This is a genomic window from Actinophytocola sp., from assembly GCF_036002505.1.
Classification (GTDB): Bacteria; Actinomycetota; Actinomycetes; order Mycobacteriales; family Pseudonocardiaceae; genus DASYTH01.
On record NZ_DASYTH010000406.1, the window covers coordinates 103246 to 125545 of the forward strand.

Annotated in this window: 26 protein-coding genes; 13 read left to right on the plus strand and 13 right to left on the minus strand. The window is 70.4% G+C overall.

All coding sequences use genetic code 11. The features are described 5' to 3' along the window. Positions 1-43: 43 nt before the first annotated feature. Positions 44-1027 carry a penicillin-insensitive murein endopeptidase gene (locus tag VGR06_RS35655; RefSeq protein ID WP_327563611.1) on the plus strand — a complete coding sequence of 328 codons (984 nt, stop codon included), beginning with the start codon at positions 44-46 and terminating at the stop codon, positions 1025-1027. A 53-nt stretch (positions 1028-1080) separates the two neighbouring features. After that, the gene (locus VGR06_RS35660; RefSeq protein WP_327563612.1) at positions 1081-2502 is read left to right on the plus strand and encodes a M28 family metallopeptidase; all 1422 of its coding nucleotides are present in this window, start codon (positions 1081-1083) and stop codon (positions 2500-2502) included. On the opposite strand, the gene VGR06_RS35665 is transcribed toward VGR06_RS35660, so the two are convergent. Together VGR06_RS35665 and VGR06_RS35670 are read right to left on the minus strand one after the other, a co-directional pair. Further along, entirely contained in the window at positions 2495-2662 is a 168-nt protein-coding gene (locus VGR06_RS35665; RefSeq protein ID WP_327563613.1) for a DUF397 domain-containing protein, read from the minus strand. The two genes, VGR06_RS35660 and VGR06_RS35665, sit on opposite strands and share 8 nt — an antisense overlap. After that, positions 2628-3512, minus strand: a complete 885-nt coding sequence (locus VGR06_RS35670) for a helix-turn-helix transcriptional regulator (RefSeq protein WP_327563614.1) — start codon at positions 3510-3512, stop codon at positions 2628-2630. Before VGR06_RS35670 ends, VGR06_RS35665 begins: the two co-directional genes overlap by 35 nt. Before the next feature lie 104 nt (positions 3513-3616). Here VGR06_RS35670 and VGR06_RS35675 point away from each other — a divergent pair, with 104 nt between their 5' ends. After that, positions 3617-4108, plus strand: a complete 492-nt coding sequence (locus VGR06_RS35675) for a hypothetical protein (protein WP_327563615.1) — start codon at positions 3617-3619, stop codon at positions 4106-4108. On the opposite strand, the gene VGR06_RS35680 is transcribed toward VGR06_RS35675, so the two are convergent. Beyond that, entirely contained in the window at positions 4105-5388 is a 1284-nt protein-coding gene (locus VGR06_RS35680) for a DNA polymerase IV (RefSeq protein WP_327563616.1), read from the minus strand. The two genes, VGR06_RS35675 and VGR06_RS35680, sit on opposite strands and share 4 nt — an antisense overlap. A gap of 104 nt (positions 5389-5492) precedes the next feature. Here VGR06_RS35680 and VGR06_RS35685 point away from each other — a divergent pair, with 104 nt between their 5' ends. From VGR06_RS35685 to VGR06_RS35705, 5 genes are read left to right on the plus strand one after another with little or no spacing between them, the layout of a single operon-like run. After that, on the plus strand, positions 5493-5951 hold the full coding sequence (locus VGR06_RS35685) for a YbaB/EbfC family nucleoid-associated protein (RefSeq protein ID WP_327563617.1): 459 nt from the start codon (positions 5493-5495) through the stop codon (positions 5949-5951). Between the two features lie 2 nt (positions 5952-5953). Further along, positions 5954-6268 (plus strand): type VII secretion target, encoded by a 315-nt coding sequence (locus tag VGR06_RS35690; RefSeq protein ID WP_327563639.1) that lies wholly within the window; start codon positions 5954-5956, stop codon positions 6266-6268. After that, positions 6265-6966, plus strand: a complete 702-nt coding sequence (locus VGR06_RS35695) for a hypothetical protein (protein WP_327563618.1) — start codon at positions 6265-6267, stop codon at positions 6964-6966. Before VGR06_RS35690 ends, VGR06_RS35695 begins: the two co-directional genes overlap by 4 nt. Positions 6967-6972: 6 nt before the next feature. Beyond that, complete coding sequence (locus tag VGR06_RS35700) at positions 6973-7428, plus strand: hypothetical protein (protein WP_327563619.1); 456 nt, start codon at positions 6973-6975, stop codon at positions 7426-7428. Then, a complete protein-coding gene (locus VGR06_RS35705) occupies positions 7425-7790 on the plus strand; it encodes a hypothetical protein (RefSeq protein WP_327563620.1) in 366 nt (121 codons plus the stop codon). The genes VGR06_RS35700 and VGR06_RS35705 overlap by 4 nt, the downstream gene beginning before the upstream one ends. 17 nt (positions 7791-7807) lie before the next feature. Here the strand turns inward: VGR06_RS35705 and VGR06_RS35710 are convergent, their stop codons facing one another. Beyond that, a complete protein-coding gene (locus VGR06_RS35710; RefSeq protein WP_327563621.1) occupies positions 7808-8536 on the minus strand; it encodes a class I SAM-dependent methyltransferase in 729 nt (242 codons plus the stop codon). A 31-nt stretch (positions 8537-8567) separates the two neighbouring features. On the opposite strand from VGR06_RS35710, the gene VGR06_RS35715 reads away from it, so the two are divergent. After that, positions 8568-9440, plus strand: a complete 873-nt coding sequence (locus VGR06_RS35715) for a ParA family protein (protein WP_327563622.1) — start codon at positions 8568-8570, stop codon at positions 9438-9440. A gap of 6 nt (positions 9441-9446) precedes the next feature. After that, a complete protein-coding gene (locus tag VGR06_RS35720) occupies positions 9447-10235 on the plus strand; it encodes a DNA-formamidopyrimidine glycosylase family protein (protein WP_327563623.1) in 789 nt (262 codons plus the stop codon). A 165-nt stretch (positions 10236-10400) separates the two neighbouring features. Here the strand turns inward: VGR06_RS35720 and VGR06_RS35725 are convergent, their stop codons facing one another. After that, the gene (locus tag VGR06_RS35725) at positions 10401-10793 is read right to left on the minus strand and encodes a hypothetical protein (protein WP_327563624.1); all 393 of its coding nucleotides are present in this window, start codon (positions 10791-10793) and stop codon (positions 10401-10403) included. A 675-nt stretch (positions 10794-11468) separates the two neighbouring features. Next, entirely contained in the window at positions 11469-12317 is an 849-nt protein-coding gene (locus tag VGR06_RS35730; protein ID WP_327563625.1) for a hypothetical protein, read from the minus strand. Between the two features lie 41 nt (positions 12318-12358). On the opposite strand from VGR06_RS35730, the gene VGR06_RS35735 reads away from it, so the two are divergent. Then, a complete protein-coding gene (locus tag VGR06_RS35735) occupies positions 12359-13381 on the plus strand; it encodes a quinone-dependent dihydroorotate dehydrogenase (RefSeq protein ID WP_327563626.1) in 1023 nt (340 codons plus the stop codon). A 205-nt stretch (positions 13382-13586) separates the two neighbouring features. Here the strand turns inward: VGR06_RS35735 and pspM are convergent, their stop codons facing one another. The 6 genes from pspM to rimO form a co-directional block, all read right to left on the minus strand. Further along, positions 13587-14411, minus strand: a complete 825-nt coding sequence (gene pspM / locus VGR06_RS35740) for a phage shock envelope stress response protein PspM (RefSeq protein WP_327563627.1) — start codon at positions 14409-14411, stop codon at positions 13587-13589. Positions 14412-14427: 16 nt separating this feature from the next. Beyond that, the gene (locus VGR06_RS35745) at positions 14428-15276 is read right to left on the minus strand and encodes a PspA/IM30 family protein (RefSeq protein WP_327563628.1); all 849 of its coding nucleotides are present in this window, start codon (positions 15274-15276) and stop codon (positions 14428-14430) included. Between the two features lie 178 nt (positions 15277-15454). Then, complete coding sequence (locus VGR06_RS35750) at positions 15455-15916, minus strand: helix-turn-helix transcriptional regulator (RefSeq protein WP_327563629.1); 462 nt, start codon at positions 15914-15916, stop codon at positions 15455-15457. Between the two features lie 122 nt (positions 15917-16038). Next, the gene (locus tag VGR06_RS35755; RefSeq protein WP_414637396.1) at positions 16039-16506 is read right to left on the minus strand and encodes a CinA family protein; all 468 of its coding nucleotides are present in this window, start codon (positions 16504-16506) and stop codon (positions 16039-16041) included. Between the two features lie 79 nt (positions 16507-16585). Then, positions 16586-17191, minus strand: a complete 606-nt coding sequence (gene pgsA, locus VGR06_RS35760; protein WP_327563630.1) for a CDP-diacylglycerol--glycerol-3-phosphate 3-phosphatidyltransferase — start codon at positions 17189-17191, stop codon at positions 16586-16588. Continuing rightward, positions 17188-18573 carry a 30S ribosomal protein S12 methylthiotransferase RimO gene (rimO, locus tag VGR06_RS35765; RefSeq protein WP_327563631.1) on the minus strand — a complete coding sequence of 462 codons (1386 nt, stop codon included), beginning with the start codon at positions 18571-18573 and terminating at the stop codon, positions 17188-17190. Before rimO ends, pgsA begins: the two co-directional genes overlap by 4 nt. Before the next feature lie 515 nt (positions 18574-19088). Here rimO and VGR06_RS35770 point away from each other — a divergent pair. Continuing rightward, positions 19089-20462, plus strand: coding sequence for a glycoside hydrolase family 6 protein (locus VGR06_RS35770; protein WP_327563632.1), 1374 nt, complete (start codon positions 19089-19091; stop codon positions 20460-20462). 106 nt (positions 20463-20568) lie between these two features. Continuing rightward, positions 20569-21951 carry a PQQ-binding-like beta-propeller repeat protein gene (locus VGR06_RS35775; protein WP_327563633.1) on the plus strand — a complete coding sequence of 461 codons (1383 nt, stop codon included), beginning with the start codon at positions 20569-20571 and terminating at the stop codon, positions 21949-21951. Here VGR06_RS35775 and VGR06_RS35780 read toward each other — a convergent pair. Next, a partial coding sequence (locus VGR06_RS35780; protein WP_327563634.1) for a hypothetical protein occupies positions 21948-22300 on the minus strand: 353 nt, incomplete at its 5' end. The genes VGR06_RS35775 and VGR06_RS35780 overlap by 4 nt on opposite strands.

Consider the following 22300-nt stretch of genomic DNA (forward strand, 5'->3'; position numbering starts at 1 on the left):
CTCGCCATCCACAAGGCGTGACCACTTCACCATACTGTTACCCATGCCTCGACTGAACCTACGCGGCGCTGGTATCACCCTGCTGACACCCCTCGTGGCGGCGGCCCTGCTCGCGACGCCCGCCACCGCCGACGCCTTCGCCGCCGCGTTCTTCCCCACGCAGAGCACCGGCAACCGCGGCGCGGACGTGCAGGCCATCCAGTACCTGCTCGCCCACCACGGCCATCCGGTCGACCCGATCGGTGTGTTCGGCCCGGCCACGAACACCGCCGTGCGCACGTTCCAGTCGGAGCACGGCCTCACCGTGGACGGCATCGTCGGGCCGAACACCTGGGGCGCGCTGGTCGTCCAGATCCGGCAGGGCGACAGCGGCCCGGCGGTGCGCGCGCTGCAGGCCGAGCTGAACAAGAAGCGCCGGCTGTCGCTCGCGGTCAGCGGCACGTTCGACGCGGCCACCGACGCCGCGGTCCGGACGTTCCAGCAGCACGCCGGCATCGGGGTGGACGGCGTCGCGGGCCCGGTCACCTGGCGCAACCTCGTCTGGCACTACGCCTATCCCGACCTGTCCGCCGGCATCTGCGACCAGGACCCGGACGGCAACGGCACCGCCGCGAACTGGGCCACCGGCGCGGCCTGGGGCCAGCTCGAGGCCGCGGTCCGGGCGTTCGTCAGCACCGGCCAGGGCCAGGTTCCGTTGGGCGACGCGGGTTTCGAGCACGGCGGCGACATCCCCGGCCACGCCAGCCACGCGGTCGGGATGGACATCGACGTCTGGCCGATCCGCACCGACAACGCGCAGTGCACCGCCGGCCGGATCACCTGGCAGTCGGCGACCTACGACCGCGCCGCCACCCGCCAGTTGGTCAACGAGATCCGCGCGGCCGCGCCCGGTCACGTCAAGCTCATCTTCTTCAACGACCCGACGCTGATCAACGAAGGTCTGACCACGCCTTTCGACAACCACGACAACCATCTGCACATCCGTTACTGCGAACGGGTCCATCCGAACAGCCTCTACACGTGCTGATCTCGCGGGCGTAGCTTCGGTGCGTCCTGTCCGCGGTTTGCTCAGGAGGCACCGTGAACGACAACAACCCTGCTATCTCCAGACGAAACGTGCTGGCCGGCGCGGCGATCCTCGGCACGGTTCCGATCATCGGCGCGAACGCCGCGAACGCCGAGGAGGACTCGCACGGGCCCGGGGACGGCAGACACGTCCCCTCGGACCTCCGCGCGATGCTGCGGGACATCAATCCTCGCAACATCGAGCGCACCATCAACAAGCTGGTCTCGTTCGGCACGCGCAACACGCTGTCCTCGCAGGACCACCCCACCCGCGGCATCGGCGCCGCCCGCGACTGGCTGTTCGACGAGTTCCAGAAGGTGGCGGCGACGTCCGGCGGCCGGATGACCGTCGAACTGCAGTCCTACATCCAGGACGTGGCACCGCGAATCCCGGTCCCCACCCCGATCACCAACGTGGTGGCCACCCTGCGCGGTACCAGTCCCGACTCGGTCGACCGGACCTACGTCGTGAGCGGCCACTACGACTCGATGCCCACCGACGTCGTCGACTTCACCTCCGACGCCCCCGGCGCGAACGACGACGCGTCCGGGGTCGCAGCCGTGCTGGAGATGGCCCGGGTGATGGCCACCCGCCCGTTCGACGCAACGATCGTGTTCATGGCCGTCGCCGGCGAGGAGCAGGGCCTGCTCGGCGCGAACTTCTTTGCCACCACGGCAAAAACGGCCGGCAAGAACATTGCCGGCATGTTCACCAACGACATCATCGGCAGCTCCGTCGGGCAGAACGGCGTGCACGACCCGTTCACGATCCGCTGTTTCGGCGAAGGGATCCAGAGCGTGGCGAACACCGTGCTGGAGACCGACTGGCGCCGCTTCGGCGGCTGGGAGATCGAGTCCCCGCCGCGGCAGCTTGCCCGCTATATCAAGGATGTCGCGGAGAACGACGCCACCCGGATGAAGGTCAAGGTCATCTACCGGCGGGACCGGTACGGGCGGGGCGGTGACCACATCCCGTTCCTACAGCAGGGCTACACCGCCGTCCGGTTCACCGAACCCAACGAGGACTACCGCCACCAGCACATCAACGTCGGGGTCCAGAACGGCGTGCAGCTTGGTGACCTGCCGGAGTTCTGCGACTTCGACTACATCGCCCGGGCCGCGCGGGTCAACGCCATCTCCCTGGCCAACCTGGCCCGCTCCCCGGCGGTGCCCAGCGGCGCGCTGTTCAACCGGGCCGGCCTGCGCGCCGACACCGACCTGCGCTGGAACCCGAACACCGAGGCGAACCTGGCCGGCTACGAGATCGTCATGCGGGACACCACGGATCTCGAATGGGAGGACGTCCTCCCCGTCGGCAACGTCACCACCGTGACCTTGCCCGGCGTCAACAAGGACAACTTCTCCTTCGGCGTGCGGGCGGTCAACACCGCCGGCTACCGCAGCCCGGTCGCCTACCCCGCCTCCACCGCTACCTAGGAACGAAGGAACGCCACGCCTCCGGGCCGAACCTCAAGGTCGGCCCGGAGGTGTTCTTTGAATCCCGCACCGCCACACCGGCCAGACCAAGCGCCACCTCGACGCAGCTGCTTCCGCCTCCACCGCTAAAGCTGCTCTTCCTCCAAGCGGTCATCCGCATCCCGCGCGCTCCTCAGGTCATACTTGCCAGCCAAGGCGGCAATCAACTCGCGTGATTGTCCCTCATCCAGCGCGACCTCGGAGATGACTGACACCAACTCGCGGAACGGGTCGACAAATTCCTTGTCTTCCAGGAAGAGACCTGTCCTATAGGTGTCCAGGTAAACAAGAGGCGGGCAGTGCTTGTACTCGAACACCGTGAAAGCTCCGCCGAACGCCGAACCCGTTGGCACGACACGGATCATGACATGGTCGAGGGCTCCAACAAGGAGGAGCTTGAGCATCTGCTCATGCATGATCGCCGAACCGCCGACCTCGAGGCGCAGCGCCTGTTCATGCAAGAAGAAGCCGAACTTGGCCGGATGCCTCGCATCCAGGATCTTCTGCCGCAACAAGCGGATGCGCACGCCCTGATCGACTCCATCGCGATCCCGCCATTGCGGTCGTTCGATCAAGATGCGCGCATAGTCCGCCGTCTGCAACAGACCATGCACCAGCAGCGGCTCGTACATCGTGGATTCCACCGCCGTGACCTCGTTGTAGATCAACGAGTTGAGCGAATCCTCCACCCACTCGCCGTGCGGGCTCAGCCAGTAACCCAACCTGCGCTCGGCTTCGCGGCAGAGCGCGAGAATGTCCATGACATCGGCTCGGTAGAGCCCGCAGTGCCCGAGGTAGGTCACCGCGTCAACCACGTCGATCACGGTCTGCCCGGTCTCGATCCGGCTGAGCTTCGCCGTCGAGAAGCCCATCAACGGCGCCAACTTCGCAACCGTCAGCCCGGCCTGCTCACGCCGGTCCTTGAGCACGGCGCCCAACTCCCGGTACTGCGCACCCTTTGTCCGTTCCACGCGGCCACGCTATGCCCGACTACCGCCAAACCCGCCAGGACGCGCGGAAACTCCACTCCAACGGATCATTGACCGCGGGTCGTTTCCACCCCTGAAATAGTCCTATGCGACTTCGAACACTGATCGGCCTCTGGGTCCTCGGATTTGCCCTCGTGGCTCCCGGCGCTGCCACGGCGGACACCTCGCCGCCGACCTTCCCGATCCTCCCCAACCAATGGTTCGCCGGCGTGGTCAACGGTCAGACCGCCAACGCCACCATCCGCATGGTCTGCCCCGGCCCGGCCGGAGGTACCGGGCATCCGGCCAGCGGCCAGACCCTGTCCGTGAACCGCGTGTCCCCACCGACGGACACGACCAACTTCGGCTTCACCGGCAGCGAAGGCACCTCCATCGCTGCCGCACCGGCCATCAGCAGCACGACGACCGTCCCCGTGATCTTCACCGAGTACTTCCGTCCCAGCGCGCTCCCCACGACCTGGACCCTGCCCTGCGAAGGAGACGGCCGCATCGACTTCACCCCGCGGCCGACCAGCTCAACCGCCCGGACCGCACACGTCCCCGTGCACTTCGTCAACATCGCGACCACGCCGGCCTAACCCTTACCCCGATCCGGCTTCTGCTCGACGATATTTGTCCACTGTGGACGCTCACCCAGCAGCGACGCGGGGTGCACCGCGGCGTGCCCGAACCGGCCGCGCGCCTCGTCCGCCGCCGCATCCGCCTCGCGCCAGCCCCGCTCCGGCGCGTCCAGCGCGAGCTGCTCGCCCGCGTCGTCACCGAGCTGCTCCACCCGCACCCCGATCAACCTGATCGCCCCCGGCGGAGTCTGCTCGTCAAGCAGCTGCCCGGCGGTCCGATAGATCTCCTGCGTCACATCGGTGGCCACCGGCAACGTCCGCGACCGGGTGATCGTGGTGAAGTCCCCGAACCGCACCTTGATCGACACCGTCCGCCCGCGCAACCCCCGCTTGCGCAAACTCGCCGCCGTCCGCTCGGACAACCGCAGCAACTCCCGCCGCACCACACCCCGGTCCGCCTGATCGATCTCGAACGTCTCCTCCGCCCCGATCGACTTCTCCGCAACCTCCGGCTCCACCCCCCGGTCATCATGCCCCTGCGCCAATGCGTACAAATGCTCCGCCGCCGCCACCCCCAACGTCCGCCGCAACCGCGCCAACGGCGTCGCCGCCACGTCCCCCACCCGCTCCAACCCCACCGCCCTAAGCCGCTCCGCCGTCTTCTCCCCCACCCCCCACAACGCCGACACCGGCAACGGATGCAGAAAATCCAACACCTCCCCCCGCGGCACCACCACCATCCCGTCCGGCTTCGCCAACCCCGACGCCAACTTCGCCACGAACTTCGTCGGCGCCACCCCCACCGAGCACGTGATCTCATGCTCCGCCCGCACCCGCGCCCGCAGCGCCTGCCCGATCTCCCCCGGCGTCATCCGCAACCGCTTCAACGCCCCACCCACATCCAGAAACGCCTCATCGAGGCTCAACGGCTCCACCAACGGCGTAACCTCCCGAAACGCCGCCATCACCGCCCGCGACACCTCCGCGTACGTGCCCGGACTCGGCGGCAGGAAGATCGCCTGCGGGCACAACTTCCGCGCCCGCGCCGCCGGCATCGCCGACCGCACCCCGAACTTCCGCGCCGGATAGTTCGCCGCCAGCACCACCCCCCGCACACTCCCACCCGCCACCACCACCGGCCGCTCCCTCAACTCCGGCCGCGTCCGCAGCTCCACCGACGCGTAGAACGCATCCATGTCGACGTGCAGGATCGAGCAACCGGCATCATCCGGCCACCCGTCTTCACCCGCCTTGTACCGCTCCATCAACCCGCGCGGCAGGTCACCACTGCGCCCCACACCCGAAGCCTGACACACACCACCCCGACGGACGAGCCGGTCCGTTTCGGCCTCACGCGAGCGTCCTGCTGACTACACTCCGACATCGCCGACAAAGGGGTGAAATGGACGGGAACATCCTCGAACCGGATCACGCCCGCGAGCGTCTGGCGGCGTGGAAGGGCCGGATCGACAAGCTGGCCGCCGACACCGCGGCGATGAGTGACCGGCTCCGGGAAGTGCGGGTCACCGCGGGCGATCCGACCGGGCTGGCCGAGGTGACGATCGACTCGACCGGCGCGCTGGTGGATCTGCGGCTCACCGACCGGATACAGCGGGTGGCTCCGACCGTCGTCGCCCGCACGATCATGGCCACGCTCGGCGAGGCGAGGAACACGCTGGCCGACCGCTCCCAGGAGATCATCGCGGACACCGTGGGCACCGAGTCGCCCGCGGCACGGGCGATCGCGGACAGCGTCGGGCGGCAACTGCGCGGTAGTCCCGCTCCGGAACCCGCGGTCGGGCGGAACGACGACGAGGGCGACGAGGGCTTCGACACCCGCTCCTACCTGGAACGGCGGTGAGCATGGGATTCCACGTCAACATCGAGCAGTTGCGCGCCCACGCGGGCAACGTGGAGGCGATCCAGGCGCGGTTCGCCGCGGTGAAGGCGGCCAGCGCGCACATCGCGCAGGACGACCAGGCGTACGGGCTGCTGTGCCAGTGGATCGCCGGTGTCCTGGAAGGCCGGCACACCAGGCAGGACGAGCTGCTGGCATACGTGGAGAAGAACCTCGCCATGGTCGCGACCACGCTACGGGTGAGTGCGGACGACTACGAGACCGTCGACGGGACCTCCGCCGACCTGATCCGCCAGGCCGGCGTCGTGGAGGGGAAATGACCGACGGCTCCCTGGTCGCCCCGGTCGAGTCGACCCGCGAGGCGTGGACCGGGTCAAGCCTTGGCGACAGCATCGAGGGCCTCGTCGACGCGATCAGGAGCGACGGTTGGGTCGACGACGTGCTCGCCGGCGCGACGCTGGCGGTCGAGGTCGCGGCGACCGTCATGGACCCGATCAGCGCATTGCTGGCCAACGGGCTGGGCTGGGCCATGGAGTACTTCGAGCCGCTGCGGGAGATGCTCGACGAGCTGACCGGCAAGCCGGACGTGGTCAGATCCCACGCCACGACCTGGGACAACATGGCCAAAGAGCTGTACGCCATGGCCAACGATCTCGGCTCGCACCTCAACAGCGACCTGCCCGACTGGCACGGCCAGGCCGCGGACGCCTACCGCAGCAAGGTGACCAACAACGTGGAGGCCATCGGCGGCCTGGCCGCGATCTCGGCGGCGATGGCGGCGGCCACCGAAGGCGCCGGCGGCCTGGTGGAGCTGACCCGCGAGATCGTCCGCGACCTGATCGCCGACCTGGTGGCCAGGGTGATCGTGTGGGCCGTCGAGGCGATCTTCGTGGTGACCATCCCGGCGATCGCCTCGCAGATCGCCGCGGCCGTGGTCAAGTGGGCCGGGCGCATCCTCACCTACACCATGGGCCTGGTCACCAGCCTGCAGAACCTCACCAAGCTCATGAACGGGTAGGCGGCCGTGCCAAGACTGCTCGCGTTCCTCGCGCTCGCCGTGCTGTTCGCCCTGCACAAGAAGAAACCGCCCGGCAACGGTCACGGCCGGCCCCACGACGGTGAGGACCGGCCGCCGCAGCAGCACGGCTCGATCAACGCCGGCGAGGGCGTGACCAGCGCCCAGAACGCCACCGGCGAGATCGCGGAGCAGGGCCGACCGTCGGAGGTCACCTCCGACCGGGACGTGCACGGGCAGGTCCGCGCCGGCGAACGCGAGGTCGACGTGGATCACGTGTGGCGCGAAGGCGAGATGTACATTCAGGAGGACGGGCAGGTCGTCAGGATTCTTGCCAACGGGGACGGCACCTACTCCGTGGTCGTCCGGGACATGTCGAACCCGTCCGGACGGCCGACCACGGTGATCGGGAACATGACCGAGAAGCAGGTCCAGAGCCGGATCGATCGGGGGTTCTGGGAATGAGCACACCGGCGCAGGCGACACGGGACACGGTCGCCGAGATGTGGCGGGCCGTGCTGGACGAGACGGTCAGCCGGGCCGACGCGCACCGCTGGGCAAGCCAGTGGGTGGAGGGTGACGACCCGGATGTCAGCGATCCGATGGTGTGGTCGGCGCTGCAGCGGCTGCACGGATTCGACCTGGTGTGGACCGACCTGGAGCGGACCACGGTGCGGCATGGCGGTTCCGCTGCCTATGTCCACACGATGCAGGACATTCGGGAGGCGTTCGCCACGTGGCGGGCCGCCTGCGTGAGCTACGACGCCGACCCGGCCGAATACATCCGGCGCGTGAAGGAGGCGGCCCGCTCCGCCGGAGCGGGCTGAACCCGCTCCCACCCAGCTCAGCGAGGACCACCGGTGGCGGTCCTGGCCATGGCGTGCAGGCGGGTGGCCACGTCTCGCAGGGGAGCGAGGGTGGCGACGCGGAGTTCGAGGTCCGCAAGGGCTCCCGGGTCGAGTTCCAGTACTGACCCGGGGACGAGGTCGGTGAGGACGCCGCTGCCCTGGACGAGCTCGACGGTGAGGCCGGCGTCGATCAGGAGCCGCTGCAGGGTGTCGGTGTCGAAGCGGCGGAGGAGGGACTCGCCGGGGAGGTGGCCGGCGGGGTCGTCGAGGAGGGCACGGGCGTCGGCGAGGCGGCCGGCGACGGCGCGGTGCAGCACGGCGGCGTGGCGGTTGGCGACCACCACGGAGACGGTGCCGCCCGGGGCGAGGGCCTCGGCGATGGCGGCGACGGTGTTCTTGGGGTCCTCGACGACCTCGAGCAGGCCGTGGGCGAGGGCGAGGTCGGCGGCGGCCGGGGCGACCAGCTCGCGGAGGGCGTCGGCGTCTCCCTGGACGGCCGTGATGCGATCGGACACGCCGGCTTCGGCGGCGCGGCGGTGGAGGGTGGCGAGGGCGTTCGGGCTGGGGTCGACGACGGTGACGGTGCAGCCGGCCGCGGCCAGCGGGACGGCGAGGGTGCCGCTGCCGCCGCCGACGTCGAGGACCCGGGGCGGGCTGCCGCCGCGGCGCTCGCGGGCGGCGGCCAGTGTCCCGTCGAGCGCACGGCGAACGGCATCCAGTCGCATGGACAGAGCGTAGGACCGTAGGGTTCTCGGCGTGCGAACGGTCGCGGTGCTCAGCCTGAAGGGTGGTGTCGGGAAAACCACCGTGGTGCTCGGCCTTGCCTCGTCGGCCATGCGGCGCGGGGCCCGCACGCTGGTCGTCGACCTCGACCCGCAGGGCAACGCGACCGCGACGCTCGACCCGGAGGAGACCGAGGCGACGCTGGCCGACGTGCTGGAGACGCCGCGGCCGACGGTGCTGCGCGCGGCCATCGCGCCGAGCGCCTGGGGCGACGAGGTGGACGTGCTGGTCAGCTCGGAGGAGCTGGAGGCGCTCAACGACCCGGACGCCGACCCGCGCCGGCTGGACAAGCTCGGCCGGGCGCTGGCCTCGCTCGGTGAGCTGCTCACCGACGGCGAACTGCCGTACCAGCTCGTGCTGCTCGACTGCCCGCCGTCACTCGGCCGGCTGACCCGCTCCGCGCTGGTCGCCGCGGACGGCGCGCTGCTGGTCACCGAGCCGACGCTGTACGCGGTGTCCGGCGCGAACCGGGCGTTCGACGCGCTGGAGGAGACCCGCGAGCGGCACAACCCGAACCTGGTCCCGCTGGGCGTGGTGGTGAACCGGGTGCGCCCGCACTCCTACGAACACCAGTACCGGATCGCCGAGCTGCGGGAGAGCTTCGGCTCGCTGATCATGCCGGTGGCGCTGCCGGACCGGCTCGCCGTGCAGCAGGCGCAGGGTGCCTGCACGCCCATCCACCTGTGGTCCACGCCCGGCGCGCGCGAGGTGTCGCTGGCGTTCAACCTGCTGCTGGCCCGGCTGCTGCGCACCGGCGGGCGGGGCCGGCACCAGGCGGTGAGCTGGCCCGAGGACGAGGACGAGGACGTCGTCGTCGGGAGCGACGACGAGGAAGCGAACGGCTGATGCGGCGTGCCCGAGGGTGACAGCGTCTTCCAGACCGCCCACCGGCTGCGCGAACACCTGGCCGGGAAAACGTTGGTACGCGGCGAGGTCCGGCATCCTCGCCTGTCCACTGTGGATCTGGCCGGGCGGGTCGTGCTCGGTGTCCGCAGCGTCGGCAAGCACCTCTTCGTGCGCTTCGACCGGGATCTCAGCCTGCACAACCATCTGCTCATGGACGGCTCCTGGCGCTTCGCCGGCCCACACCCGCGGCTCGACCACCGCGCCCGCGTGGTGCTGTCGACCGAGTCGACGTCCGCGATTGGACTCAATCTTCATCAGCTACTGTTCGTTCGAACGAACGACGAGCAACAGGTAGTAGGTCACCTCGGCCCGGACCTGCTCGACCCGGACTGGTCGGCCACGCACGCCGCCGAAGCCGCCGCCCGCCTGGCCCGCGACCCGGCACGGGAGATCGGCCTGGCCCTGCTCGACCAGACGCTCATGGCGGGTGTGGGCAACGTGTACAAGGCCGAGGTCTGCTTCCTGCTCGGCGTCTCCCCATGGACTCCAATGTCCGAAGTGGACATTCCGCGCGCGGTTGAGCTGAGCCGCGACCTGTTGCTACGCAACGCCCTGAACCCCAACCGCAACACCACCGGCGACCCCCGCCGCAACCGCAACCTCTGGGTCTACGGCCGCAACCGCACGGGCTGCCTCCGCTGCGGCGGCCGGGTCATCGTGACCAAACAGGGTGCCGATGTTCAGGAGCGCATCACCTACTACTGCCCCACCTGCCAACCCGGCCCACACCCCTGAGCTCCGCGAGTCCCCGTTTCCAGCACCTGAGTTCCCACTTCCAGCACCTGAGTTCCTAGTTCCAGCACGCCACATCCAAGGTCCGAACTGCGAACTCGCGTGCCTGAACCGGGGACTCGCGTGCCTGAACCGGGGACTCGCGTGCCTGAAGCGGGGACTCGCGGGTTAACAGAAGAGGATGCCGCAGCGGGTGGTCGTGGTCGTCGTGGTGGTGCGGCGCGTGGTGGTCGTGGTCGTGGTGGGGGCGGCGGTCGTGGTGGTGGTCGTGGTCGTCGGGCGCTTGGTGGTCGTGGTGGTGGTCGCCGACGTCGTGGTGGTCGTGTTGGTGGGGGTTGTGGTCGTGGGCGGTGCAGCGATCAGGGAGGTGTCGGCGCTGCCGGGCAGGGGCGGAAGGGGCTCGGGCGCACGCACGCCATCCTTGGTGATGACGGCGCGCTCGTCCGGCGCCGGCCAGCCGGGCGTGCCGCCGATCAGGCCCTCCGCGAACAGGGCAGCAGTGATGGCACCCACGATCGCGCCGGCGGCTAATCGCCCATGATCGCTCAGGAGCGTTCGCACAAGGTATCCCCGACCTCACTGGTTGTGTGAGACGAGGAACCATACCATCCCCCATTTGGGGGAACTCGCACTTCGGCCATGTCCGGCAAAACACGTTGTCGACCTGGGCCGGAGCGCATAAGTTCGGAGGTACACGAGAAAGGAGGTGGTCCGCAGGTGATATCACATGGGACTCGTGAGGTGGCTGTCCGCTAGGACCACCGACCCTGACAAACATGGTTGGGCCGGCCCCCTCCCACGGCTGACACCGGGTCGACCGGTGCCGTAGGGCGCGGGCGAGTGGTCGGCGAATACCAGGCAGTCACCCAACCCCCGGAGCTCCTCAGGACCCAGTCCTCCCTGAGGCCCGTTGATCCGTCAACGGGACGGCGCTCCGGGGGTTGCCTATTTCTCCCGCCAGTTCGACGCTCCAGCAACCGAGTTCGACACTCGGGCACCTGAGTTCGACGCTCAGGCAAGGGAGTCGTACGTCCCAGCCCGCGAGTCGTACCGTCCAGCACCCGAGTCGTCGCTTCGGTCCACGGCTAGGCCGAGTCCGGTAGATCTCGGCAAGAGTCTCGCCTACCCAGTGCGCATCACGGCTACGCCAGCACCGAACACCGCTACCCGAAGCCGGGACACAGCTACGCGGAGCCGGGACACGGCTACGTGAGGGCGGGACACGCCCGGCACCGGCTAGTCGAGGTTGGCGAGCTTCTGCTCGGCCAGCTGCACCTGGCGCCACGCGGCGGACGCGCGGCGCTCAGCCTCCTTCACCGAGCGGCGGGCCAGGGCCACCAGGCCGCGGGCACGCTTCTCCCGGGCCTCGGCGGCGTCCAGCTCCTCGGTCAGGCGTTTGACCTCGGCGGCGGCCTCCTCCGCGGCGGCCTCGGCATCGGCGAGAGAACGCTCGTCGTCGGCCCGGTCGGCCTCGGCTTCCTTGACCGCGGCGCGGGCCTCGTCCAGCGCCGCGCGGGCCTGTTCCCGCCGAGCCTCGGTATCCGACCGCGCCGGGGCCTTCGGCGTGTGGGACGCGGGCTTCGGCGTCGGCAGCTCGCCGGGCGGGAGGGACGGCCAGCCGGCACCCGGCGCGAACCCCTTGGCCGACGTGAGCCGCCCGGACACGAACGCCGCGCCAGCGTCGGCATCTACCACGGCCCGGGTGAAGATCGCCTCCAGCTCCCTGATCACCGACTCGCTCAACGCCTCGTTACGGTCCTCGGCCTGCCGCACCAGCTCACCGATCAGCTCGGTTCGCCGCTGCGACAACGCCTTGATCTCCGCACCGTTCAGCTCGTCATGGGCCTGGCGCAGCGCGTCACCCAGCTCGGCCAGCTCATGGACCTCGTCCGGATCGGTCCGGGCAAGCTGGTTGGCGATCCACGCCGCGGTGGTCGGCTTCGCCAACTTGTCGATCTCCGCGGCCGCGCCGGCGTTCCCCGCCTCCCGGGCCGCCCGGGCGAACTCCTTCCGCAGCGCGATGAACTCCTCCCGCGCGGCGCCGTACAGCTCCTGGATCGCGGACTCGACGTCGTTTCCGGCCACGGCTCCATCATTCCGGATGGGCCCCATGACACGATGACCTGGTGTTCTACACCCGGGTGCTGCGGCGCGCCCTGTTCCGGCTGGGCGGCGGCGACCCGGAGATCGCGCACGAACGGACCCTGCGCGCGCTGACCCTTCTCAGCCGCCACCCGCGCCTCATTTCCGCGCTGCACCGGCACTTCGGCGCCCCAGCCCCGCGCACCGTCTTCGGCATCCACTTCCCCAACCGGGTCGGCCTCGCCGCCGGAATGGACAAGGACGGCACGGCCCTCCCCGCCTGGCCCGCGCTCGGCTTCGGCTTCGTCGAGGTCGGCACGGTCACCCGGCACGCCCAACCCGGCAACCCCCGCCCCCGCGTGTTCCGCCTCGTGGACAGCGAAGCGATCATCAACCGGATGGGCTTCAACAACGCCGGCGCCGACGCCCTCGCCGCCCGCCTGCACGCCCTCGGCCCGCTCCGGTTCCCCCTCGGCATCAGCATCGGCAAGTCCCGCGCCACCCCGGTCGACGAGGCCGTCGAGGACTACCTCGCCTCGTTCCGCACCCTGCGCCCCTACGCCGACTACTTCGCGATCAACATCAGCTCCCCCAACACCCCCGGCCTCCGTACCCTCCAGGACCGCGCCGCCCTCGACGCCCTCCTCGGAGCCCTCCGCGCCGAAGCCACCGCCCGCCTCCTCGTCAAGATCGCCCCCGACCTCACCGACCACGCCATCGCCGACCTCCTCGACGTCTGCGCGGCGCACAACGTCGACGGCGTGATCGCCACCAACACCACCCTCTCCCGCGACGGCCTGCACCCCGCCGACGCCCCGCTCGCCCCCGAGCCCGGCGGCCTCTCCGGCCACCCCCTCACCACCCGCGCCCGCGACGTGGTCTCCTTCGTAGCCAAGGAAACCAGCGGCACCCTCCCCATCATCGGCGTCGGCGGCATCCACACCCCCGACGACGCCCTCCGCATGTTCGACGCCGGCGCGAGCCTGATCCAGCTCTACACGGGCTTGATCTACCACGGCCCCGGCCTCATCCGCCGGATCAACCGCGCAGTCGCCATGTTGGCCTGACACGTCGTCGTGTTGGCCTCTCACGTCGTCGTGTTGGCGGCGGACGCGCAGGGCTTGGCCGTCCGCGGCCACCTGTGGAACCGCAGCGAATCCAATCCGGGGATGGGCGAAGCCCGCCAGCAGCCAAGACACCGACGTCACGGGCCAACACGGCAACGCCAGACGCCAACACACGGACGTCAGGCGCCAAGATGGCGAACGGGCATCAGGCCTCGGGCGAGAGGTCGCGGAGGGCTAGGGCGAGGCCGGCGAGGTGGTCGGTGGCGCTGGTGAGGTCCTGGGTCGGGGCGCCGAGGGAGCTGGCGGCAAGGACGCGGCCGGCGGCGGCGAGGAGGCTGCCGTAGGCGTCGACGCCTTCGTCGAGTTGGGTGCGGAGTTGGCGGACGGCCTCGGCGAGGGGGGCGCGCTCGAGGGGTGGGGCGTGGTCGCGGGCGCGTTCGACGGCGTGGAGCTGGGCGGCGACGCGGCGGAGGACGAGGGCGGCTTCGGCGCCGGTGCGGCGGGTGTGCTCGACGGACTCGGCGGGGACGGAGGCGCCGCGGGAGATCTGGGTGAGCAGCTCGGCCAGGGTGCTCTCGGCCTCGGTGAGGCGCTCGATGGGGGCGCGGGCGAGGGAGCTCTTGGGCGGCAGGGCGTAGCGGGTGACGACGAGTGGGTCGCCGGCGCCGGGTTCGAGGGACTGCTGAGCTCGGGTGAGGCCGCGCATCCGCAGGCCGGCGCGGACCGCGAAGGTGCCGGTGAACAGGCCGATGATGATGAACACGATCGCGCTCTCGTTGTCGCCGACAGCACCGCTGAACGCCGCCACGACGTAGACCAGGCAGATCGCCGTGACCAGCGCCCAGACCGTGGTCCAGCGGCTGGCCCAGGCGCGTTTGCGGGCCAGCCGCCGGCGCTGACGTTCGCGTTGGAGGGCTGGGTCGGTTCGCTTGGCGAGCGCGTCCTGGACCAGCTTCGCGTGGTCCACCACGGGACCTCGAAACTGCTGCGCCAGCGCGATCAGCCGGCGCAGGTCATCTGCGCGCGCCATGGTGCGACCGCTCGGATCAGGCCGTGCCGGGCTGCGGGTTGGCCTTCTCCTGGGCAACCCGCTGCGCGATCTCGGCCTGGATGCTGGTCGCCGCCGACGAGCCCGAGGCCGACGAACCGGCTGTGACCTGCGGCGCCACCGAGCCACCGTGCAGCGAGGCGCGGATCTGCTCCAGCCGGCTCTGCCCGGCCATCTCCGTGGTGGACGCCTGGACCTCCATCATCCGGCCCTGCACCGAGTTCTGCGCCAGCTCCGCCGAACCGATCGCGGTCGCGTACCGCTTCTCGATCTTGTCGCGGACCTCTTCGAGAGAGGGCACGTTGCCGGGCGCGGCCAGCTCGCTCATCTGGTTCAGCGAGCGGGAGACCTGCTCCTGCATCTTGGCCTGCTCCAGCTGGCTGAGCAGCTTGGTGCGCTCGGCGAGCTTGTTCTGCAGCACCATGGCGTTGCGCTCGACCGCCTGCTTGGCCTGCGCGGCCGCCTGCAGGGACTGGTCGTGCAGCGTCTTGAGGTCCTCGATGCCCTGCTCGGCGGTAACCAGCTGGGTGGCGAAGGACGACGCGGCCTGCTCGAACTGCGTGGCCTTGGCGTCGTCACCCTTGGCCCGCGCCTCGTCGGACAGCACCAGCGCCTGGCGCGCGGAGGCCTGCAGCTTCTCCACCTCGCCGAGCTGGCGGTTGAGCTTCATCTCCAGCTGCCGCTGGTTGCCGATCACCGCGGCGGCCTGCTGAGAGAGGGCCTGGTGCTGACGCTGCGCCTCCTCGATGGCCTGCTGGATCTGCACCTTGGGGTCGGCGTGCTCGTCGATCTTCGACGAGAAGGCCGCCATCAGGTACTTCCAGAACTTCACGAACGGGTTGGCCATCTCCTCCGCCTGCCTTCTCCGCTTCCCGGCTGCTCTCGTCGTTGGTAGAGCAACGCCCCATCGTCACCGTGGGTTCCATCGTTCCAGGTGCTCGGTCGGCGTTCCACCACACCCGGCAGAAATCAGGGGATAGCCCTGACCGTCCGATTTCCACCCTGAGACGGGGATCAGGGTAGCGCTAGGCGGCGAACACGACACCGGCGCGGGCGCCGGAGATCGAGGTCTCCATCCGGTGGCTGAGCGCGGGCTGAATGCGCAGGTCGGCGAGGTTCTCCCCGACGATGGCCGGGACCAGGCGGCCGGCGTCGACGGCGGCGCGCGGCCGGTCGTCGCGGACCCGGTCCACCACGTCGACGGGCGGCTCCACCGGCTCGGGCCCGGCCGGCACCGTCTGCTCGACGGAGGTCACCACGTCGAGGTCGGTGGCCACGTTGTGCAGCAGCTCGGACATCGGCAGGTCGAGGGCGCCGCAGATGGCCGCGAGGAGCTCGCTGGAGGCCTCCTTGCGGCCGCGCTCCACCTCCGAGAGGTAACCCAAGCTGACCCGGGCGGTCCGGGAGACCTCGCGCAGCGTGCGCCGCTGGTTGGTGCGGGCATGCCGAAGCCGGTCACCGATGGCCTCGCGCAGAAGCACGGTCATCGCGCGCCTCCCTTCCCTCGTGCACACTGCCAACGTTACCGAGACAGCCCGTCCGGCCGCAGCGACCTTACGTATCGTCCGCCCAGGGCGAACGACCAGACGCGTGCCATTGTTCCCCGACACTAGGCCGGTTGGCGCAACCGGGCCCACAGCAGCTCGAGCGCGCCGCGAACGGCCGCCGAGCGGACGGCGTGCCGGTCACCCTCGGCCCGCACGGTGCGCACGGTGGCGCCGTCCGGCCCGGCCAGCCCGATGTGGACGGTGCCGGGACCAACTCCGTCCTGCGGATCCGGCCCGGCGACCCCGGTCAGCCCGAGGCCCCAGGTGGCCAGGCACCGCCGCCGGGCACCGGCGGCCAGCTCCTCGGCGATCAGCGGGTGCACCGCGCCGTGCGCGCGCAGTGCCCGGGTGTCGACCCCGGCAAGCGAGGCCTTCAGCTCGGTGGCGTAGACGATCAAGCCGCCGCGCACCACGGCGCTGGAGCCCGGGACGCCGGTCAGCGTGGCGCAGACCAGCCCGGCGGTCAGCGACTCGGCGGTGGCCACGGTCTCCGCCCGGTCCCGGAGTGCCTCGATGATCGACACCACCAGCGCCGGGTCGACACCGAGCGCCTCGGCGACGGGGTTGAACGGGGAAGCAACGTGACGTTGCTTTCCTTCGGCCACCGGCTCAGCCGCCGGCCATCGCCCGCAGCCGGAACGCGCGGAACACGTAGTCCAGCCCGGTCACCACGGTGAGCACCAGGGCGACACCCATGACCAGCCAGCTGACCACGTCCGCAGCCGGCGGGAGCGGCAGCAGGAACAGCCCGATCGCCACGATCTGGGTCAGGGTCTTCCACTTCCCACCCTGGCTGGCCGGGATCACGCCGTACCGGATCACCCAGAACCGCAGCAGCGTCACGCCCACCTCGCGGGTGGCGATCACCACGGTCACCCACCAGGGCAGCTCGCCGAGCAGGCTCAGCCCGACCAGCGCGGCGCCGATCAGCGCCTTGTCCGCGATCGGGTCGGCGATCTTGCCGAAGTCGGTGACCAGGCCGAGCTTGCGGGCCAGCCGCCCGTCGAGGTTGTCGGTGATGGACGCGACGGTGAACACCGCGGTGGCCACGATCCGCCAACCGGTCGCTTGCCCGCCGCCGGCGAACAGCGTCAGCAGGAACACCGGCACCAGCACCAGGCGGGACACGGTGAGCACGTTGGCCACGTTGAGCAGGGGGATCGCCGCCGGCTCCGGCAGACCCGGGGTCGGTTCCGCCGGCTCGGCGGCACTCACCGGATCTCCGCCGGCTCGACCACCAGGTCCACACCCGCCGCGTCGATCACCTTGCCCCGCACCAGATCCCCCACGCTGAGCCCGTCCGGCAGCACGCACTCGCCGTCGATCTCGGGCGCCTGGTGCTCGGCCCGGCCGGTGCCGTCACCCTCGACGAGGACGACGACCTCCTCGCCGATCCGGTCCTCGGCGCGCTGCGCGGTGAGCTGCTCGACCAGGTCGGAGATCCGCCGCACCCGCTCGGAGATCGTTGCCGCGTCGTGCTTTCCGGGCAGGCCGGCGGCCTCGGTGCCGTCCTCGTCGGAGTAACCGAACACGCCGACCGCGTCGAGCCGGGCCTCGGTCAGGAACCGGGCCAGCTCGTCGACGTCGGCCTCGGTCTCGTCGGGGAAGCCGACGATCACGTTGCTGCGGATGCCCGCAGCCGGGGTGAGCGCGCGGATCCGCTCGATCAGATCCAGGAACGACTCGGTGGAGCCGAACCGGCGCATCCGGCGCAGCACCGGCTCGCTGGCGTGCTGGAAGGACATGTCGAAATAGTCGGCGACGCCCTCGGTGCCGGCGATGGCCGCGATGAGGCTCGGACGGGTCTCGGCCGGCTGCAGGTAGGAGACCCGGACCCGGTCCACGCCCTCGACCGCGGCCAGGCGCGGCAGCAGCGCCTCCAGCCCGCCGAGCTCGCGGGGCAGGTCCTTGCCGTAGGAGGTGGAGTTCTCGCTGACCAGGAACAGCTCGCGGACGCCCTGCCCGGCGAGCCACGCGGCCTCGGCCACGATCTCGTCCGGGTGCCGGGAGACGAACGCGCCGCGGTAGCTCGGAATGGCGCAGAACGAGCAGCGCCGGTCGCAGCCGGAGGCGATCTTGAGCGGGGCCACCGGGCCGCTGTCCAGGCGGCGGCGCAGCATGCGCGGGCCCCAGCCGTGGCCGGGCACGGACAGGTCGCCGGTCGCGGCGGGCCGGTGCACGGGGGTGATCGGGAGCAGGGTCCGGCGGTCGAACGGCTGGTGCGCCGGGATGGCGTGGCCGTTGAGTACGTCGCCGAGCCGCTCGGCCAGGTCGGGGTAGTGGTCGAAGCCGAGCACCGCGGCGGCCTCGGGCAGGCTCTCGGCGAGCTCCGCGCCGTAGCGCTCGGCGAGGCAGCCGACGGCGACCACCTTGGCGCCGGAGTCACCCGCGGCCAGCAGGGTGTCCACCGAGTCCTTCTTGGCCGACTCCACGAACGCGCAGGTGTTCACCACGATGACGTCGGCGTTGTCGTCGGCGTCCACCAGCTGCCAGTCACCACCCGCCAGGCGCCCGGCCAGCTCCTCGGAGTCGACCTCGTTGCGCGCGCACCCGAGGGTGAGCAGCGCGACCCGGCGGGAGGAGGGTGGAGTGGACACGTCCCACAGCGTAACTTGCCGGTGCGCGGGTCGACGCCGTTCGCGCCGTTGCTCCGTTCGACTTCATCACGCGGGCAAACGGCGTAACCTGTGCCGAATCCCCTAAGGGGTACTTCTCTCCATGTGTACTCGTCGTTACAGTGTGGATCTGGGAGCGCTCCCACAAATCTGGGAGGCGCTTCCGTCGTAGAACGAGGACCCTTCGGCGAAATCGCCGTCCTGCCGCTCCCGTCAGCCTGGGAGCGCTCTCAGGACCTGGGGTTCCACGCAGGCTACGAGGAGTCGGGGACAATGAGGTTCTACCTGCACGGCGGACGGTCCGGCACCCAGCGAGCGACTCGCGGCGCTAGATGATCTTTACGCGGTAATTCCCAGCATCGCCGGCTGCCCGGCGCATTTCGATCCCCGGGTTGACGTTTCGGCATCGCTTTCGCATTCGCAAATCACGGTTGTCGCGGGCGCATACCCCTGTGTCCCGCGCGGGCGAATCACGTAACCACAGGAGGAGAATCCACATGAGATATCCATTTGGTCCGAAGTGGACGCAGGTGCTGGCGGTCACGGCGTCGGTCACCCTGGCCGCCGCCATGTTCGCCGGTCCGGCCACAGCGGACAACATCGCCGACGGTGGCGCCGGTGTGCTGGCCCGAGTGGACAATCCCTATGCGGGCGCCCGGGTCTACGTCAATCCGGAATGGTCGGCCAACGCGGCCGCCGAACCGGGCGGATCCGCGATCGCCAACCAGCCGACCGGTGTCTGGCTGGACCGGATCGCGGCGATCAACGGCGTGAACGGGGGCATGGGCCTGCGTGACCACCTCAACGCGGCGGTCGACCAGGGCGCCAACCTGATCCAGCTGGTGATCTACGACCTGCCCGGCCGGGACTGCTCGGCGCTGGCGTCCAACGGAGAGCTCGGCGCGACCGACATCGACCGGTACGAGCACGAGTACGTCGACCCGATCGCCGAGATCCTCGGCGACCCCGCGTTCGCGAACCTGCGCATCGTGACGGTCGTCGAGATCGACTCGATTCCGAACCTGGTCACCAACATCTCGCCACGCCCGACGTTCACGCCGCAGTGCGACACCATGGCGGCCAACGGAAACTACGTCACCGGCATCGGCTACGCGCTGGCGCACTTCGGTGCCTTGGAGAACGTCTACAACTACCTCGACATCGGCCACCACGGCTGGATCGGGTGGGACGACAACTTCGCCCCCACGGCGGCGAAACTGGCCGACGCGGCGAACGCGTCCGGCGCCACGCCGGCCGACGTGGCCGGGTTCATCACCGACACGGCCAACTACGGCGCGGTGCACGAGCCGTTCTTCACCATCAACGACACGATCAACAACCAGCCGATCCGGGAGCACGCCAGCTGGATCGACTTCAACCGCTACGTCGATGAGTTGTCCTTCGCGCAGGCGTTCCGGACCGAGCTCACCCGGCACGGCTTCGACCCGGGCATCGGGATGCTGATCGACACCTCGCGCAACGGCTGGGGCGGCTCGGCCCGGCCGACCGGCCCCGGACCGACCACCGACGCCAACGCCTATGTGGACGGTGGCCGGCTCGACCGCCGGATCCACCTGGGCAATTGGTGCAACCAGGCCGGTGCCGGGCTGGGTGAGCGGCCGACCGCCTCCCCCGCCGCCGGGATCGACGCGTTCGTGTGGATGAAGCCGCCGGGCGAGTCCGACGGCTCCAGCACCGAGATCCCGAACGACGAGGGCAAGGGCTTCGACCGGATGTGCGACCCCACGTACACCGGCAACCCGCGCAACAACAACCACATGTCCGGGGCGCTGCCCGACGCGCCGCTGTCCGGGCACTGGTTCTCCGCCCAGTTCCAGGAGCTGCTCCGGAACGCCTTCCCGCCGGTGTAGGTCCTGTTTCGGGTCCGGCGCGGTCGTGGGGTGACGACCGCGCCGGGCTTTTACCTTTGTTTCGCGCCGGGTTGGGAACACTGGAGGTATCGGGAGGTGACGCGCGATGCGCAAATCCGGGGCGCTGGCATTCACCTTGCTGGTCCTGACCGCGTGTGCGGCCAACGGGTCCGCACCCGGGGCGACCGGCTCGAGCTCGGCCGTTCCGCCGAGCACGGCGACCGGATCCAGCTCCGCTCCGGCACCGGCGACCACCGAGAGCGACTGGCCGACGTACCACCGGGACAACGCGCGCACCGGCGTGGCTGCCGGCTTGGCCCCGCTCGGCACCCTCGGCGTGGCCTGGCGCGCGGCCCTGGACGGCGCGGTGTACGGCCAGCCTCTGGTTGTCGGGAACCGGATCCTGGCTGCGACCGAGCACAACACGATCTACTCGCTCGACCCCTCGACCGGCGCCGTGCAATGGTCCGCCCACGTCGGCGAGCCGGTGCCGCGGTCGGCGTTGCCGTGCGGGAACATCGATCCACTGGGGATCACCGGCACGATGGTGTTCGACCCGGCCACGTCCCGGGTCTTCGCCCTGGCCGAGACGACCAGCGGGGCGCACTTGTTGGTCGGGGTGAACGTGACCAGCGGCGCGGTCGAGGTGCGGGTGCCGCTGGAGCCGCCCGAAGGCGACCGGTTGGCGCACCAGCAGCGGGCCGCGCTGACCCTGCTGGGAAACCGGGTGTACGTGGCGTACGGCGGGCTGTTCGGGGACTGCGGGCGGTACTTCGGCTCGGTCGTGTCGGTGACCACCGCGGGCGCGGAGCCGTTGAGCTACCACGTGCCGACCCCGCGGGAGGCGGGAATCTGGGCGACGGGCGGCGCCGTCGTGGACGGTGACCGGCTGCTGGTGTCCGCCGGCAACGGCGAGTCCACCTCGGGCTTCGACGACAGCGACTCGGTGCTCGCGCTTTCCCCGACGCTGGCCCGGGTCGACCTGTTCGCACCGTCCACTTGGGCCGATGACAACCGGCGCGATCTCGACCTGGGCTCGTCCAGCCCGATCCTGCTCGGCGACTTCGTCCTCATCATCGGCAAACGCGGCACCGGTTACGTCCTCCGGCGGACCGCGTTGGGCGGCGTGGGCGGGCAGGTGGCGTCCGCGGAGATCTGCCGTTCGTTCGGCGGCAGCGCGGTGAACGCCGGGGTCGCCTACGTTCCGTGCGCCGACGGCACCCGCGCGGTGCGCCTCGACGCATCCGGCGTGCCGACCGTGGTCTGGCGCACCCCGGTCCGCGCCAACGGCTCACCGACGGTCGGCGGCGGCGCCGTGTGGGTGACGGACTACTCAGCCGGCCTGCTCTACGCCCTCGACCCGGCGACCGGAGCCGTCCGCGCCCAGCTCACCACCGGCACCCTCCCCCACTTCGCCTCCCCCACCCTCTCCGGCGACCACGCCTACCTCGGCACCATGGACGGCGTCCTCGCCATCTCCGGCGCCTAACGCGGCCAGCTGTTGATCGCCGAGCAGGTGTGCGCGGTGTCCGCGGCCAGCATCTCGTCGCTGATCTCGACCCCGTCGAACGGGTTGGCGCTCGCCCGGACGATCCTGGGCCACGTCGACTGCTCGATTCCGCCGATGCCGGCCTCCGTGCTGTCCGCCGGAAGCGCGTCCATCCTCGCCTTGCCGTCCTCGGCGAGCCGCCGCGCCGCGTCGAACTTGTCGATGCGCTTTCGGGTCGCCGCGTCTCCTCCGGCGACCGGCGCCGAACCGAGCTCCGCCGGCAACCGTGTCCCTGTGGCCAGCGCATCCCGCGCGCCGGCGTAATGAGCGCTCAACCACTGTTTCAATT